Source organism: Actinosynnema sp. NPDC053489 (genome assembly GCF_044544865.1).
GTDB lineage: Bacteria > Actinomycetota > Actinomycetes > Mycobacteriales > Pseudonocardiaceae > Actinosynnema.
The window spans coordinates 81,426-96,538 of sequence record NZ_JBITXT010000019.1 but is presented as its reverse complement, the minus strand read 5'-3'; the positions used below and the strand labels follow the sequence as shown (position 1 = coordinate 96,538).

The 15,113-nt window shown below is 72.5% G+C and carries 14 protein-coding genes; 3 read left to right on the top strand and 11 right to left on the bottom strand.

The window, feature by feature from the left end; all coding sequences use genetic code 11:
* Window positions 1-243 precede the first annotated feature (243 nt).
* The 10 genes from ACIGNX_RS31820 to ACIGNX_RS31775 all read right to left on the bottom strand — a co-directional run bounded on the left by ACIGNX_RS31820 (window position 244) and on the right by ACIGNX_RS31775 (window position 10,508).
* Window positions 244-1,038 (bottom strand): ESX secretion-associated protein EspG, encoded by a 795-nt coding sequence (locus tag ACIGNX_RS31820; RefSeq protein WP_396544738.1) that lies wholly within the window; start codon window positions 1,036-1,038, stop codon window positions 244-246.
* Window positions 1,035-2,327 (bottom strand): PPE domain-containing protein, encoded by a 1,293-nt coding sequence (locus tag ACIGNX_RS31815; protein ID WP_396544736.1) that lies wholly within the window; start codon window positions 2,325-2,327, stop codon window positions 1,035-1,037. Before ACIGNX_RS31815 ends, ACIGNX_RS31820 begins: the two co-directional genes overlap by 4 nt.
* Window positions 2,328-2,337: 10 nt before the next feature.
* The gene (locus tag ACIGNX_RS31810; protein ID WP_396544734.1) at window positions 2,338-2,931 is read right to left on the bottom strand and encodes a DUF3558 domain-containing protein; all 594 of its coding nucleotides are present in this window, start codon (window positions 2,929-2,931) and stop codon (window positions 2,338-2,340) included.
* Complete coding sequence (locus tag ACIGNX_RS31805; protein WP_396544732.1) at window positions 2,928-3,296, bottom strand: PE domain-containing protein; 369 nt, start codon at window positions 3,294-3,296, stop codon at window positions 2,928-2,930. Before ACIGNX_RS31805 ends, ACIGNX_RS31810 begins: the two co-directional genes overlap by 4 nt.
* 422 nt (window positions 3,297-3,718) lie before the next feature.
* Entirely contained in the window at window positions 3,719-4,099 is a 381-nt protein-coding gene (locus ACIGNX_RS31800; protein WP_396544730.1) for an HNH endonuclease, read from the bottom strand.
* Window positions 4,100-4,146: 47 nt separating this feature from the next.
* Window positions 4,147-4,731, bottom strand: coding sequence for a choice-of-anchor C family protein (locus ACIGNX_RS31795; RefSeq protein ID WP_396544728.1), 585 nt, complete (start codon window positions 4,729-4,731; stop codon window positions 4,147-4,149).
* A 141-nt stretch (window positions 4,732-4,872) separates the two neighbouring features.
* On the bottom strand, window positions 4,873-6,984 hold the full coding sequence (locus tag ACIGNX_RS31790; protein WP_396544726.1) for a 3-hydroxyacyl-CoA dehydrogenase NAD-binding domain-containing protein: 2,112 nt from the start codon (window positions 6,982-6,984) through the stop codon (window positions 4,873-4,875).
* Window positions 6,981-8,201 (bottom strand): thiolase family protein, encoded by a 1,221-nt coding sequence (locus ACIGNX_RS31785; protein ID WP_396544724.1) that lies wholly within the window; start codon window positions 8,199-8,201, stop codon window positions 6,981-6,983. Before ACIGNX_RS31785 ends, ACIGNX_RS31790 begins: the two co-directional genes overlap by 4 nt.
* Before the next feature lie 347 nt (window positions 8,202-8,548).
* Window positions 8,549-9,787, bottom strand: coding sequence for an HRDC domain-containing protein (locus ACIGNX_RS31780; protein WP_396544722.1), 1,239 nt, complete (start codon window positions 9,785-9,787; stop codon window positions 8,549-8,551).
* Between the two features lie 67 nt (window positions 9,788-9,854).
* Complete coding sequence (locus ACIGNX_RS31775; RefSeq protein WP_181320591.1) at window positions 9,855-10,508, bottom strand: response regulator transcription factor; 654 nt, start codon at window positions 10,506-10,508, stop codon at window positions 9,855-9,857.
* A gap of 317 nt (window positions 10,509-10,825) precedes the next feature.
* Here ACIGNX_RS31775 and ACIGNX_RS31770 point away from each other — a divergent pair, with 317 nt between their 5' ends.
* Window positions 10,826-11,989: a dipeptidase gene (locus tag ACIGNX_RS31770; RefSeq protein WP_396544720.1), complete on the top strand. Its 1,164-nt coding sequence runs from the start codon at window positions 10,826-10,828 to the stop codon at window positions 11,987-11,989.
* A gap of 18 nt (window positions 11,990-12,007) precedes the next feature.
* Here the strand turns inward: ACIGNX_RS31770 and ACIGNX_RS31765 are convergent, their stop codons facing one another.
* Entirely contained in the window at window positions 12,008-12,544 is a 537-nt protein-coding gene (locus ACIGNX_RS31765; RefSeq protein ID WP_396544718.1) for a DUF3000 domain-containing protein, read from the bottom strand.
* A gap of 97 nt (window positions 12,545-12,641) precedes the next feature.
* On the opposite strand from ACIGNX_RS31765, the gene hemE reads away from it, so the two are divergent.
* Together hemE and hemG are read left to right on the top strand one after the other, a co-directional pair.
* Window positions 12,642-13,691: a uroporphyrinogen decarboxylase gene (gene hemE, locus ACIGNX_RS31760; RefSeq protein ID WP_396544717.1), complete on the top strand. Its 1,050-nt coding sequence runs from the start codon at window positions 12,642-12,644 to the stop codon at window positions 13,689-13,691.
* Window positions 13,691-15,103 carry a protoporphyrinogen oxidase gene (gene hemG / locus ACIGNX_RS31755; protein ID WP_396544715.1) on the top strand — a complete coding sequence of 471 codons (1,413 nt, stop codon included), beginning with the start codon at window positions 13,691-13,693 and terminating at the stop codon, window positions 15,101-15,103. Before hemE ends, hemG begins: the two co-directional genes overlap by 1 nt.
* The last annotated feature ends 10 nt before the right edge of the window (window positions 15,104-15,113 follow it).

Sequence of the window (15,113 nt, the reverse complement as noted above, 5' to 3'; positions counted from 1 at the left end):
GATTCCGCACCGTAGTGATTGTGAAGGGGGTAATCCGGACGCGACCCCCGTCGCTTCCCGGCGGTACCTCCGTCGAGCAGCTGTTCTGATGAACTGTTCCCAAGACACGCCCCACCGGGTCACCGGTGTGCTGCGCCCCAGGTTGCCGCCCTAGGCTGAACCGGTGACGCCCGAAAAGCCCGTCGAGCAGATGACGATGGCGGAACTCCTGACCAACCAGGTCGACCAGGACCTCGCCGAAGGTCAGCGAGCCGAGACCGCGTCGGTCGACGCGAGCAGTTCCGACACGGCCTGAACGAGCCGCGGCTGGTCGGCGGGGCTCAGCGTCGCCCACTCCCGGCCATCGCGTGACGGTCGGCGGGTGAACTGCCATCGGCCCTCGGCGGTGTCGTAGAACGACACCGCGTACGCGCCGCGCCGTCGAGGTCCCAGGTGCCCCTGCCGAACGGTTCTTGCCGCGGCTCCGAACTGACCCATGCGCGTCACGCCGCCGAGCACCTGGCTGATCTTCTGCGCGTCGGCGCGGGCGAGGCCCACGTCCCGCAGCGACTTCTCCAGGCGTGACGCCGACTGCCCGGCCGACGCGGCCGCGCGGTCGAGGTCGGAGGCGAGCAGGCTGACCGACCGCGAGCGCGGTGTCGGGTGCGGTGGCAGGAGGCCGACCACCGATGCGACCAGCGCGGTCTCGTCGATGCCGGCCAGGCTGAGCTCGTCGGCGGTGAGGACGGCCAGCACGGAACGCCCACGTCCGGCGGCGGCGACCGCGCGCACGCGGGGGCCTCCGCCCAGGCGCAGGCGAGCGTCCACCTCGCGTTCGGGGTGCGCCAGCAGGGTCAACCAGTCGGCGAGGTCCGCGTCGAGTCCGCCTCGTACGGCCAGCCCTCGTGACTCCAGGGACCGCCACGCGTCCTGGAACAGCGTTCGGCGTTCGTCCAGGGTGTCACCGTGGGAGGGGATGGACAGGATCGTGGGGTAGTCGCCCGGTCTCAGGTGGTCCCAACACAGCTCGAACTCCAACCGGGACAGCGTGACCGTCACCAGTCATCTTCCCCGATCACCGGCGGCGCGACCCGGGGAACGCTGTCCTCGCCCCAGACGTCGTCCAGTTCCTCGAGGTAGGGCGCGGTCTGGTGCTCCCGGTCGTCTTCGCTCTCGGTGGTCTGCGGTGCAGCTGCCAGTCCCGTCGCGGACGGACCGGCCGTTGCGCCCGCGCCGCGTGCCGGCGCTGCGGCCGAGCGGTTGGCGTGAGGATTGTTGCCGACGCCGGTCAACCCGCCAGGGCCGGCGGTGGGGGTGGCCGGGGTGCCGCCGGGGGGCAACGGTTTCGCGTCGCCTCCGCCCCTTCCCGCGGCCACGCGTCCGGTCGTGCCTCCGCCGAAGCCCCGTAGCGCCCCGCCTTTCGCTGCCTTCCCGGAGTTGCTTCCGGACACGCCCGGGAAGGGGTTCGCCACAGACGGGGAGGGCCGGTTCGTGAATGAGATGCCGACCGGCGTGGTGGCCGGGGGAGCAGGCGCGGACGAGGGCGTCGTGACCGTGCCGGGTGTGGGGCGGGAAGGTGCCTCGCGTGGTGATGTCCCAGCGGAAGTGCCCGTCCGGTCGAGGTCGTGCGACTCGGCCGCGGTGGAACCCTCGGGCTCGACGTAGCCGGGCTCGACGTTGACGGACGCCAGGCGTCGCGGCGTGGTGATCCGCGGCTGCTGCGCCTCGCTCCGCTCGACGGTGGCGGGCTCGACCACCCGCGTGGCGACCGATGGTGGCGGCACGAACTCGCCGAGCGAGTCCACCGCCGCGGACGCCCGCTCGCGGTAGCCGTTCATCACCGCGACAGCCAGGCGTTTGGCCTCCTGGGCCCGCGCTTCCTGGAGGTCTTGGTCGGTCTGTCCGCCGACGAGGTGCGCGAACCCGGCGGGGATGCCCCAGAAGTCGTCGTTGGCGGTCGAGGTGACCTCCACCGGCTCCGGCATCCTGCCCTTCGCGTCAAGGTAGGACAGGGCCTGTGACTCCAGCGATGCGCGGGTGACGATCGCGGCGGTGCGCGCGTCGTCCGCCCACTGCACCAAGGGCGCGTTGCTGCTGGTGAACCGTTCCCCGGCCGCGCCCTGCCACACCGCACCGGACTGGCGGATCGCCGCCTCCAACTCGCTGCGGGCGCTCCTCATCACGTCGAGGAACTCGGCCCAGGCGTCGTCCGCGGTCTGGGCCGCCGGATAGCCGGGTCCTCCGTGGATCTTCTCGTACAGCTGCCGGTGGGACTGCGCGTCGAAGTTGTGTTCGCCGATGCTCCCGTCCACCCGGCGTCTGCCCAAGTCGTGTTCCCAGGTCGCCATTGCCGCCCCCTCACTTCAGCAGGTTCTCCATGGCCGCCTCAGCCAGCTTCCGCGCCCCGTCGCAGGGCGCGGGGAACCGGTCCTCGTACGTGGGCAGCACCGAGAAGGTCGCGGCCAGGTACTGGCCATCGGAGGTGTCCACCACCACGTCGCAGCGACCTTCGTCGTTCGGCAAGGTCACCGTGATGGCCGGGAAGTCCACCACCGGGTCGGTCGCCGCCGCCCTGCCGGCCCGCTTGCCGTCCGTCCACGCGGAGATGCCCTCGACGGTCACGGGGATGAGGCGGCTGTTGGCCCCGACGACCGTCCACGAGCAGCCCTTGGTCCGGTAGAAGTCGTTGTCCACGAGCCGTCCCGCCTCGTCGATCTGCAACGCGGGCAGTTGGTCGTCGGTCAGCAGGGCGCACGGTTCTGCGCCCCGGAGCTCGATCTCGCGCGGGCGAGCGGGAGGTGAGGTCGAGGTCGAGGACGGTGAGGTGCCGGGAAACGCGCCCGCGCCACTCGCGGGGCGTGGGGTTCCCGCGGTGGTGTTGCACCCGGCCACGAGGATGACGGCCACTGCCGCACAGAGAACGAGGCGGATTTCCGCTGTCCGAGGCGTCATCGGTCGGCGATTCCGCGGAGCTTGCGGATCACATCGGTGTTGCCCTCTTCGACGAGACCGTAGGTCCTCGCCGCTTCGCGGAGCTGCTCGATGTTGGTAGTCAACTGGACGAGGAATTCTTTGGTGACGTCGAGTGCGACCGCCGAATGGTCGGCGAACGCGTCGGCGGCGTCGCCGGAAACCTCGTCATCGGCGAGTGGTCGCACTCGGAGGGAATCCCTGCGTGCCTCCAGGAAATCCATCACGGAGTTGCGCACACCTTCGTAGGTGGCTATGAGGTCCAGCACCTTGTCCGGCTCGACCTGCATGCTCGTCGATGACGCGGCAGGAAGCCCTGCTGATCCGCTGACGTGCTGATACGGCACGGTGCCCTTCCCTCTTGTGAGAATGGCTCACATATGCGTTCAGGACGTGACTGTGCGTATAAGGTTCCCATGTGCGGTAGGCCGGAGGGTCGCACTTCTCGCGTGCACTCCCTGATCGGCTCAGTGATTACTTACCGTTCAGGGGTTCACCCAAGTGAGGTAACCACTACTGGGCGAAATTGAGGTGCTGGCTCTTCCAAGTGCGCCAGGGTTACGACATTCGGGCTGTAGGGGCTGATAGTTCCTGCTCCGAGCATGACCGGATCATTGCGAAGAGTAATCTTGATCTTCGGTCCACCTGCTCGTCGGAGTTACTTGTCAACTGTTAGGACCGCCGGTCCCGAGCAGAACCCCCGTCGATGTGACGCACGTTTGTTCGAGCATTCGTTCGATTTTCCAGCTGATCGAGGGGTCAGCGGTCGTTACCGATCGCCGCGGTTCAGGCGGCGGAGTTGGGCGGCCAGGTAGGGGCGGGCCCGGCGCTGGCCTCCTCGTTCGGCGATCGCCCCGGCCAACGACTCCAGGGTCCGGACGACCCGGGCCCGGTCGGGGTGCCAGCCCCGGCGCTCGCACTCGGCCAGCCAGTCGGTGGGGGAGAGGTGGCCGCGCTCCCGGTTGCACCGGCGGCAGGAGGCCACTTCGTTCTCCTGCCACGACGGACCGCCCTTGACCTTGGGCACCAGGTGGTCGGTGGTCGCGGTGACCCGGTCGGTGAACGGGCGGCGGCACCACGTGCAGTCCGCGCCGTCGCGGAGGATCGCCTCGGCGAGGCGGGCGGAGCGGTCGCGGGCGGGGTCCGGCATGGGCCTCCAGGAAAGCACCGCGCCCCGACCGTCGCACGACAGGCGCGTCAGGGGCAGACGAGGCCCGGGCAGCGGGGTGCCACGCGCACGTCGTCGACGACGGGGCCGTAGCCGCTGCCGGTGGTGCTCGCGAACGTCAGGGTGGTGACGAGCCGGGTCGAGGTGAACGAGACCTCGCGCTGCGCGTAGCCCATGTCCGACGGGCTCCGACCGGTGGTGTCGAACGAGAAGTCGCCGACCGCCTGCCCGTCGACCAGCACCCGCAGCGTCTTCACGGCCGGTCCGCCCAGCGGGTTGCCCGCCAGCGCGAACCGGACGCGGAACGCGGTCCGCACCGGCGCCGTGGCGATCGACTGGCTGACGGCGCCGAACCCCGAGCCGCCCTCCAGGTCCAACGCCTGCCCGCCCTCGGCCGTCTGCCAGAACCCGACCCCGGACAGGTCGACGTCGTTGGCCGTCACCGTCCACGCGCCCAACGCCGATCCGGCGGCCAGCCGCTGGAAACCGCCGACGGGCGCGGTGGGTGCCTCGAAGCCGCCGTTGGCCACCGCGGCACCGGCGGGTGGCGCGACGGCGACGCTCAGCAGCGCCACCGCCGTGAGGCAGAGCGCGACTCGGCGCAGCGAAGGCATGGCAGGTGCCTCTCGTCGAGGGGTGAGCCGGTGCCATCGGGGGCCGTCCGGTCAGGCCACGCTAGACCGACCCCCGACAGCACGGCACCCCGGTCACCCACAAGGGCTACCGGGGTGCCGAAGCGACCCGCGACCGGGCGGCTAGGCCGGCACGGAGGCGACGCCGGGCGCGAGGAACCGCTTGCCCGTCACCTTCTCCGAGATGCCCGAGCGGTCCAGGTAGGGGGTGATGCCGCCCAGCCAGAACGGCCAGCCGGCGCCGAGGATCATGCACAGGTCGATGTCCTGCGCCTCCGCCACCACGCCCTCGTCCAGCATGATCCGGATCTCCTCGGCCAGCGCCTCCAGCGCCCGCGCGAAGACCTCGTCACCGGTCAGCGGCTTGTCGCCGAACCGCCACAGCGCCTGCACCTCGGGGTCGACGCTCTGCCTGCCCGACGAGTCCCACTGGTACACGGCGGTCTTGCCGGCCTCCACGAACGCCTTCATGTTCTCCGACACGCCGAAGCGGTCCGGGAAGGCGGCGTGCATGGTCTCCGCCACGTGCAGCGCGACGGCCGGGCCGACGAGCTGCAGCAGCACCAGCGGCGACATGGGCAGGCCCAGCGGCTCGGTGGCCTTGTCCGCCACCTCGAACGGCGTGCCCTCGTCGATCGACTTCACGACCTCGCCCATGAACCGGGTCAGCAGCCGGTTCACCACGAACGCCGGCGCGTCCTTCACCAGCACGGACGACTTCTTCAGCTGCTTGCCCACCGCGAACGCGGTCGCCAGCGTCGCGTCGTCGGTCTGCCCGGCGCGCACGATCTCCAGCAGCGGCATGACCGCGACCGGGTTGAAGAAGTGGAACCCGACGACCCGCTCGGGGTGCTTCAGGCCCGACGCCATCTCGGTGATCGACAGCGAGGACGTGTTGGTCGCGAGCACCGCCTCCGGCGAGACGAACTCCTCGACCTCGGCGAACACCTTCTGCTTCACGCCCAGGTCCTCGAACACGGCCTCGATGACGAAGTCCGCGTCGGCGAACGCGGCCTTGTCCAGCGAGCCCGTGACGAGCGCCTTGAGCCGGTTCGCCTTGTCCGGCGACACGCGCTTCTTGGCCAGCAGCTTGTCGACCTCGCCGTGCACGTACCCGACGCCCTTGTCCACGCGGGCCTGGTCGATGTCGGTGAGCACCACCGGCACCTCCAGCCGCCGCGCGAACAGCAGCGCCATCTGCGACGCCATCAGGCCCGCGCCGACGACGCCGACCTTGGTGACCTTGCGCGCCAGCGACTTGTCCGGTGCGCCCGCCGGCCGCTTGGCCCGCTTCTGCACCAGGTTGAACGAGTACAGCCCGGCCCGCAGCTCGTCGCTCATCACGATGTCGGCCAGCGCCTCGGTCTCGGCCGCGTACCCGGCGTCGAGGTCGTTGGCGCGGGCCAGCTCCAGCAGCTCCAGCGCCTTCAGCGCACCCGGCGCGGCGCCCTTCGTGCGGCCGTCGACGATGGCCTTCGCCCGCGCCACGGCGGCGTCCCAGCCCGCGCCGCGGTCGATCTCCCGGCGGGCGGGCACGACCTCGCCGCGCACCACGGAGGCCAGCCACAGCAGCGACTGCTCCAGGTAGTCCGCGGAGTCGAACAGCACGTCGGCGATGCCCAGGTCCAGCGCCTGCTTCGGGTTGAGCATCTTGTTCTGGTTCAACGCGTTCTCGAAGATCACGGTGACCGCGGCGTCCGGGCCGATCAGGTTCGGCAGCAGCTGCGTGCCGCCCCAGCCCGGGAACAGGCCGAGGAACACCTCCGGCAGCGCGATGGCCGCCGCGTTGGACGCCAGCGTCCGGTAGTGGCACGACAGCGCCAGCTCCAGGCCACCGCCCATCACCGCGCCGTTGACGAACGCGAAGGTCGGCACCGACGACTCGGTGAACTTGCGGAACACGTCGTGGCCGAGCCGGCCGATCGCCACGGCCTGCTCGCGCGCCGACGCGTTCTCCACCGCGGTGAGGTCCGCGCCGACGGCGAAGACGAACGGCTTGCCGGTGACCGCGATCGCGACCGGGGAGGCGGCCGCGGCCTCGTCGAACGCCTCGCTCAGGCTGACCAGCGACTGCGGGCCGAACGTCGAGGGCCGGGTGTGGTCGTGGCCGTTGTCGATGGTGATGAGGGAGACGTGGCCGTCCAGGCCCGGCACGGGCACCAACCGGGTGCGCGCCCGGGTCACGACCTCGTCGGGGAACAGGGCCTTGGCCTCGTCAGCGGTCAACGCGGTCACTTGTTCTCCCCATTCCAGTGCGGGTTCTCCCAGATGACGGTCCCGCCCATGCCGATGCCGATGCACATCGTGGTGATGCCGTAGCGCACGTCGGGGCGCTCGGCGAACTGCCGCGACAGCTGGGTCATCAGGCGCACGCCCGAGGACGCCAGCGGGTGACCGACGGCGATCGCGCCGCCCCACTGGTTGACCCGCGGGTCGTCGTCGGCGATGCCGAAGTGGTCGAGGAAGGCGAGCACCTGCACGGCGAACGCCTCGTTGATCTCGAACAGGCCGATGTCGTCGATGGTGAGGCCGGCGCGCTTGAGGGCCTTCTCGGTGGCTGGCACCGGGCCGATGCCCATGACCTCGGGCTCGACGCCCAGGAACGAGTAGCCGACCAGGCGCATGCCGACCGGCAGCCCCAGCTCGCGGGCGGTCTCCTCGTCGGCCAGGATGCAGCCGGTCGCGCCGTCGTTCAGGCCGGCCGCGTTGCCCGCGGTGACCCGGCCGTGCGGGCGGAACGGCGTCTTCAGCTTCGCCAGGTCCTCCACGGTGGTGCCGGGGCGGGGTGGCTCGTCGGCGGTGGCCAGGCCCCAGCCGTTCTCGGCGGACCGGGTCGCGACCGGCACCAGCTCCGGGCCGATCTTGCCGTTCTTCACCGCGTCGGCGTACTTGGCCTGCGACGCCGCCGCGTAGGCGTCCGCCCGCTCCTTGGTCAGGTGCGGGAAGCGGTCGTGCAGGTTCTCCGCCGTCGAGCCCATGACCAGGGCGGACGGGTCCACGATCTTGTCGGACAGGAACCGCGGGTTGGGGTCGACGCCCTCGCCCATCGGGTGGCGGCCCATGTGCTCGACACCGCCCGCGATGACCACGTCGTACGCGCCGAACGCGATGCCGCTGGCCGAGGTCGTCACGGCGGTCATCGCGCCCGCGCACATCCGGTCCACGGCGTAGCCGGGCACCGACTTGGGCAGGCCGGCGAGCAGCGCGGCCGTGCGGCCGATCGTGAGGCCCTGGTCGCCGATCTGCGTGGTGGCGGCGATGGCCACCTCGTCGACCCGCTCCGGGGGCAGCTCGGGGTGGCGGCGCAGCAGCTCGCGGATCACCTTGACGACCAGGTCGTCGGCACGGGTCTCCGCGAAGATTCCCTTGGGGCCGGCCTTGCCGAACGGCGTGCGCACGCCGTCCACGAAGACCACGTTTCGAACGCGTGCCGGCGCTTCTGGTGCGGCCACGGCGTCTCCTCCGCTTGTGGTGACGGTTCGCCCGAGCGGTCGGGCGCGACTCCTACCGATCGGTAACTCAACTCTAGCCCCTGTTACTGACCGGTAACCACAGTGGTCGCCCTGTCTGCTCGGTCACAGCCCCACCACCGCTCCATGCTGACCCACCACCCCGAACCCCGCGTCCCGAACCCCGTGTGTCGAACCCCCAGGTCCCGTGTGTCGAACGCTCGGGACCCCCGAGTTCAACGCTCAGGACGCGCGTGACCGGACCCGGGCGTTGAACTCACCCGACCTGAACGTTCGACACTCGGGACCCGAGCGTTCGACACACGGGACCCGAGCGTTCGACACACGGGTCAGGGGGTGGTGAGGGCGGCGGAGAGGGGGGCGGCGGTCAGGGTGACCTGCCAGTTGCGCGCGCCGCCTTCGCGGAGGGTGGCGGCCACGCCCTCCGGCGAGGTGTCCTCCGGCGGCTGCCAGCACGTCCGCCGCACCAGGTCGGGCAGCAGCAGGTTCTCCACCGGCAGGTTGTTCGCCTCCGCCACGGCGGCCAGCGCGGTGCGCGCGGCGGCCAAGCGGGCGGCGGCGGCCGGGTCCTTGTCCGCCCAGCGGTTGGCGGGCGGCGGGCCGTCGTGCTGCTGCGCCGCCTCCGGCAGCTCGCTGCGCGGCAGCGCGGCGGCGCGTTGCAACGCGCCCAGCCACACGCCCACCATGCGCCGCTGCGCCCGACCGCGGAACACGGGCAGCGCCGACAGCGCGGCCTCGTCGGTCGGGTTGCGCACGGCGGCGTCGACCAGCGCCGAGTCCGGCAGCACGCGGCCCGGCGCGATGTCGCGCTCACGGGCCAGCGCGTCACGCGCCTCCCACAGCGCCCGCACCGCGGCGAGCTGCCGGGGGTTGCGGATGCGGTGGATGCCCGACGTGCGGCGCCACGGCTCCGCACGGGGACGCGGCAGGGGTGCCGTGCGGGCCGCCTCGAACTCCTCGAGCGCCCACTCCAGCTTCCCCTGCCGCAACAGCTCCTGTTCGAGCACGTCACGCAGCTCGACCAGCAGTTCGACGTCGAGGGCGGCGTAGTTCAGCCAGTCGGCGGGAAGGGGGCGGCGCGACCAGTCGGCCGCGCCGTGCCCCTTCTCCAACCGATAGCCCAACAGCCGCTCGACGAGCGTGCCCAGCGCCACCCGTTCGAACCCGGCCAGCCTGCCCGCCAGCTCGGTGTCGAACAACGCGCTCGGACGCAGGCCGAGTTCGGCGAGGCACGGCAGGTCCTGAGACGCCGCGTGCAACACCCACTCGGTCCCGTCCAGCGCCTCGACCAGCGGATCGAGTCGACCGCCGAGGGCGATCGGGTCGACCAGCACGGTCCCGGCGCCTTCCCGGCGCAGTTGCACCAGGTAAGCGCGCTGCGAGTAGCGGTATCCCGAGGCTCGCTCGGTGTCCACCGCAACCGGACCCGTCGCTCCGGCGAGCGCGTCAGCGGCACGCCGGAGCGACGGTGCGTCGGCGACGACAGGTGGAACCCCGTCAGCGGGTTCCACCAGCGGCACCGGATCAGCACCGGTTGGTTCGGTTGGCTCGTCGGAGGGTACGTCCACGGCGGAAGACCCTACGACGAACGCACCACTCGCGGGTGTGTTCGGCCGGTTCAGTGTGCCGACCTGCTCAGCGGATCACGCCGGCACGCATGGCCAGCGCCACCATCTGAGCCCGGTCCCCGGTGCCCAGCTTGCGCCCGATCCGCGACAGGTGGCTCTTCACCGTCAGCGCGGAAAGGCTGAGCGCTTCGCCGATCTCCTTGTTGCTCTGGCCATCGGCGACCAGCTGGAGGACCTCGACCTCACGCGCGGAGAGTTCCCGCGGCGTGTTGTCGGTGCCCGGCACCCTCGTGCCCGCGGCGAGCACGGGCGCGACGCTCGGGTCTGCGTAGACGCCCCCGTCGAGGACCCTGCGCACCCCGTCGGTGACCACCATCGGCGAGGCGGACTTCAGCAGGTACGCCTGGGCGCCTGCCTGGAAGGCCGACCTGACCGCGTAGGGGTCGTCGGAGGACGCGAGGACCACGATGCGGGGCCAGCCCTGGGCACGGAGCTCCGTGACCAGGTCGATGCCGGTGCCATCCGGCAGACCCAGATCGAGGATCGCGAGGTCGCACGGACCGGTGGCGAGTGCCCGCGCCCGAGCCTCCGCGACCGATGCCGCCTCATGCACTGTCCCGGCTCCCATCTGGGTGAGCCGAGCCGATATCGCCTCCCTCAGCAGTGGGTGGTCGTCGACCACCAGCACTGAAAAAAGCTCCTCCCGCGGGTGCGGGACCATGTTCGCCGGCAACGTGCCGGCTGGCGTGGTACGAACGGCCTGACCTAAGCCGACGGCAGCCACGTCACTACCTCCCTGGAGTCGGTCGTGCCCCCCGACCGGCACCGGGACTTTCGTCCAATCAGCCGCGCCACTGATCGACCGAAAGTGGTGTCGTCTGGGGCAGCGTAGCCGCCCAAGCGGGTCTACGGGACGATCAATCGGGTATCTATCCCGAATGAGTTGTCACTGATGGCCCCCGTTGTCACACGATCGGCTGACAACTCGATCGAGCGCGTAACGCGAGCGGTTCTCACGACGACATCAAGGAGTTGCGGGTGGCGAGCACCACAGGTCGAGGCCGGGCCGAGGATCTGCTGGCCCGGGTGCCCCTCGTCGACGGGCACAACGACCTGCCCTGGGCGCTGCGCGACCTCGCCGCCGCGGGCGAATTCGGTGAAAAGTCAACGGCGGGCGACCCGGCCTCGTGCGTCTCAACCGTCGACCTGACGGTCCACCAGCCACTGCTCCAGACGGATCTGGTCCGGGCGCGCGAGGGCCGGTTGGGAATCCAGTTCTGGTCCGTCTGGGTCCCCTGCCGGCTGGCGGGCGACGCAGCCGTGACCGCCGTGCTGGAGCAGGTCGAGCTGGTGCACGCCCTCGCCGCCCGCTACCCGGACCACCTGCGCGTCGCGACCACCGCCGACGAGGCCGAACGGGCCTTCCGGGACGGGCGGACGGCCTCCCTGATCGGCGCGGAGGGCGGGCACGGCATCAACGGCTCGCTGGGCGTGCTGCGCGCCCTGAGGCGGCTCGGCGTCCGCTACCTGACCCTCACCCACAACGAGAACACCCCGTGGGCCGACTCGGCCACCGACGTGCCGGCGCACGGCGGCCTGACCGACTTCGGGCGCGAGGTGGTGCGCGAGATGAACCGCGTCGGCATGGTGGTCGACCTCTCGCACGTCGCGCCGACCACCATGCGCGACGCCCTGGACGTCACCACCCGGCCGGTCCTGTTCAGCCACTCGTCGTGCCGCGCGGTCGCCGACCACCCCCGCAACGTGCCCGACGACGTGCTGGAGCGGCTCCGGGGCAACGGCGGCGTCTGCATGGTCACGTTCGTGCCGCACTTCCTGTCGCAGCCCTACGCCGAGTGGGACGCCCGGCTCAAGGAGGCGATGGACGCGGCGGGGGAGAACCACAACGACCTCGACGCCCGCCACCGGTTCGTCGACGCCTGGCGGGACGGCGGCCCCACGCCCCGGGTGACCATGGACGACGTGATCGCGCACGTGGAGCACGCCCGCGAGGTGGCCGGCGTCGACCACATCGGCCTGGGCGGCGACTACGACGGCACGCGCAGCCTCCCGGAGGGCCTGGAGGACGTCTCCCACTACCCGGACCTGATCGGCGCCCTGCTCGACCGCGGCTGGAGCGAGGGGGACTGCGCCAAGCTGGCCGGCCTCAACGCGCTGCGGGTGCTCCGCGACAACGACTGAGCCGACGGGCCGGCCGGGTCAGCGCAGCGTGCTGACGCCGACCGGCGGCAGGCCCACGGCGGTGGCCATGACGTCGAAGAAGGCGGTGCCGTGGGCGGCCAGGTCCGGGGACCGCGCGGTCCACGACGCGCGCAGCTCCAGGTCGTCGGTGCGGGCCGGGCCCGCGATGTCGCCGAACCTCGCCGACGACGTCTGCGTCACCGTGCCGCCCAGCGCCAGGAACCCCGCGCCGGACACCTCCAGCGCCTCCACGAGCCACGACCAGCCGACCTCGGGCAGCAGCGGGTCGGCCGCCAGCTCCGCGTCCAGCTCCACCCGCACGTACGCGACCAGCCGGAACACGCCCGACCACGCCTCGACCCCGTCCGGGTCGTGCAGCAGCACGAGGCGCCCGGTGGACAGCTCGTCGGCGGGCCCGCTCACCTCCGCGGTCAACGCGAAGGACCACGGCGCCAGCCGCTGCGGCGGGCGCACCTCGGTCAACTCCAGTTCCGGCCGCGTTCGCACCGACCGGAGCGTCGCCACGGCCCGCTGGAACAGTTCGGGCTCCGTCACACCACGGACTGTAGGCCCCGGCACCCCGGAACGTGAGCGCGGCACGCCGGGCCCCGACCCGCCGCCCGAAGACGCCGCGCGCCCAGCCCGTGGGACGATGTGGGACGAGATGAACGACATCACCGAAGCCCCGTTGCTCGTGGCCGCGCGCGGCGGCCGGCCCTCCCGCACGCCGGTCTGGTTCATGCGCCAGGCCGGCCGCTCGCTGCCGGAGTACCGCAAGCTCCGCGCGGGCACCGCGATGCTGGACGCCTGCCTCGACCCGGAGATGGTCTGCGAGATCACCCTGCAGCCGGTGCGCCGCCACGACGTGGACGGCGCGATCCTGTTCTCCGACATCGTCGTGCCGCTCAAGGCGGCGGGCGTCGACCTCGACATCGTGCCGGGCACCGGGCCGGTGGTCGCCAAGCCCGTCCAGACCGCGGCCGACGTGCGCGCCATCCCCGAGCTGCACGAGGAGCAGGTGCGGCCGGTGGCCGACGCGATCGGCCTGCTCAACGACCGGCTGGGCGACGTGCCGCTGATCGGCTTCGCGGGCGCGCCGTTCACCCTGGCCTCGTACCTGGTCGAGGGCGGCCCGAGCAAGCACCACGAGCGCACCAAGGCGCTCATGCACGGCGACCCCGAGCTGTGGCACGCGCTGCTGGACCGGCTGGCGGGCATCACCGCCGAGTTCCTGCGCGTGCAGGTGGCCGCGGGCGTGAAGGCGGTGCAGCTGTTCGACTCGTGGGCGGGCGCGCTGTCCGAGCGCGACTACCGCGAGTTCGTCCTGCCGCACTCGGCCAGGGTGCTGGGCAGCGTCACGGGCGTGCCGCGCATCCACTTCGGCGTCGGCACGGGCGAGCTGCTGCCCGCCATGCGGGAGGCGGGCGCGGACGTGGTCGGCGTCGACTGGCGCACGCCGCTGGACGTGGCCGTGGCGCGCCTGGAGCGGGCGGCTCCCCACCTGCCCAAGCCGGTGGTGCAGGGCAACCTCGACCCGGCGCTGCTGTTCGCCGGCCTGCCCGCGCTGGAGCGCGAGGTCGAGCGGATCAAGCGCGAGGGCCGGGCCGCCGCCGGGCACATCTTCAACCTGGGGCACGGGGTGCTGCCCGACACGGACCCGGACGTGATCACCCGGGCCGTCGAGCTGGTGCACCGGTCCTGATGGGCGAGCCGCGAGCGGCGGTGGTCGGCGGCGGGATCTCGGGTCTCGTCGCCGCGCACCGGTTGCGCGGGCTGCTCGGGCCGCGCGCCGAGATCACCGTGGTGGAGCAGTCCGACCGGCTGGGCGGCAAGCTGCGCACCGCCGAGGTGGGCGGCCGGGCCTACGACGTGGGCGCGGAGGCGTTCCTGCACCGCCGCCCCGAGGCCGTCGAGCTGGTCGCGGAGCTGGGCCTGGCCGACCGGCTGGTCCACCCGACGACCGTGCCCGCCGGCATCCGGGCGGCCGGCGCCACCCGGTCGATCCCCGGCCGCACGCTGATGGGCGTCCCCGCTTCGGTCGACGCCGTGCGCGACGTGCTGTCCCCGGAGGGCGTGCGCCGGGTCGCCGCCGAACCGGACCTGCCGCCGATCCGGCTGGACGGCGCGGACGTGGCCGTGGGCGACCTGCTGCGCGGGCGGTTCGGCCCCGAGGTGGCCGACCGGCTGGTCGGGCCGCTGCTCGGCGGCGTCTACGCGGGCCGCACCGACGTGCTGGGGCTGCGCGCGACCATGCCGCAGCTGGCCGCCGCGCTGGACTCGGGCGTCGGCTCGCTGCTGGCCGCGGCCGCGACCACCGTGCCCGCGCCGCCACCGCCGGGTGTCACCCGGCCGCCCGTCTTCGGCACGCTGCGCGACGGCCTGTCGACCCTGGTCGAACGGCTGGCGCGGGCCGCCGACGTCCGGCTCGGCCTGCCCGTGCGCGCGCTGGCCCGCCGGGACCGCGGGTGGCGGCTGGAGATCGGCTCCGCCGCCGCGCCCGGGCACCTGGACGTGGACGGCGTGGTGCTCGCCGTGCCCGCGCCCGCCGCGCGCAGGCTGCTCGCCGACGTCGCGCCCGCCGCGTCACGCCGCTACGCCGAGGTGGAGCTGGCGTCGATGGCGGTGGTGGCGCTGGCCCTGCCGCCCGGCACCGTGCTGCCCGAGCGGTCCGGCGTGCTGCTGGCCGAGGGCGAGCGCGCGTCCGACGGCGTGCCGTTCACCGCCAAGGCGTTCACCTTCTCCAGCCGCAAGTGGGCGCACCTGGCGGGCGAGCCCGTGCTGGTGCGCGGCAGCGTCGGCAGGCACGGCGAGGAGCACCTGCTCCAGCGCGACGACGAGGACCTGGTCGCCGCCGTCCGGCGCGACCTGCGCGAGCTGACCGGCGTCACGGCCGAGCCGATCGACACCGCGGTCACCCGGTGGGGCGGCGGCCTGCCCCAGTACGGCGTGGGTCACCTGGACCTGGTGCGGGAGGTCGAGGAGGCGGTCGGCGCGGTCCCGGGCCTGGCCGTGGCGGGCGCCGCGCTGCACGGCGTCGGCATCCCCGCGTGCATCGCCACGGCGGGCGCCGCGGCCGGTCGTGTCGCCGCTCACGTGCTCGGCGCGGTCCGCTGAGTGAGAGGAT

Coding starts and splice junctions, on each gene's coding strand:
- ACIGNX_RS31800 (WP_396544730.1), bottom strand. CDS start 4,099: ATGCCGGACCCCGCCCGCGACCGCTCCGCCCGCCTCGCCGAGGCGATC.
- hemE (WP_396544717.1), top strand. CDS start 12,642: ATGTGGGACGAGATGAACGACATCACCGAAGCCCCGTTGCTCGTGGCC.
- ACIGNX_RS31810 (WP_396544734.1), bottom strand. CDS start 2,931: ATGACGCCTCGGACAGCGGAAATCCGCCTCGTTCTCTGTGCGGCAGTG.
- ACIGNX_RS31795 (WP_396544728.1), bottom strand. CDS start 4,731: ATGCCTTCGCTGCGCCGAGTCGCGCTCTGCCTCACGGCGGTGGCGCTG.
- ACIGNX_RS31815 (WP_396544736.1), bottom strand. CDS start 2,327: ATGGCGACCTGGGAACACGACTTGGGCAGACGCCGGGTGGACGGGAGC.
- ACIGNX_RS31775 (WP_181320591.1), bottom strand. CDS start 10,508: ATGGTCCCGCACCCGCGGGAGGAGCTTTTTTCAGTGCTGGTGGTCGAC.
- hemG (WP_396544715.1), top strand. CDS start 13,691: ATGGGCGAGCCGCGAGCGGCGGTGGTCGGCGGCGGGATCTCGGGTCTC.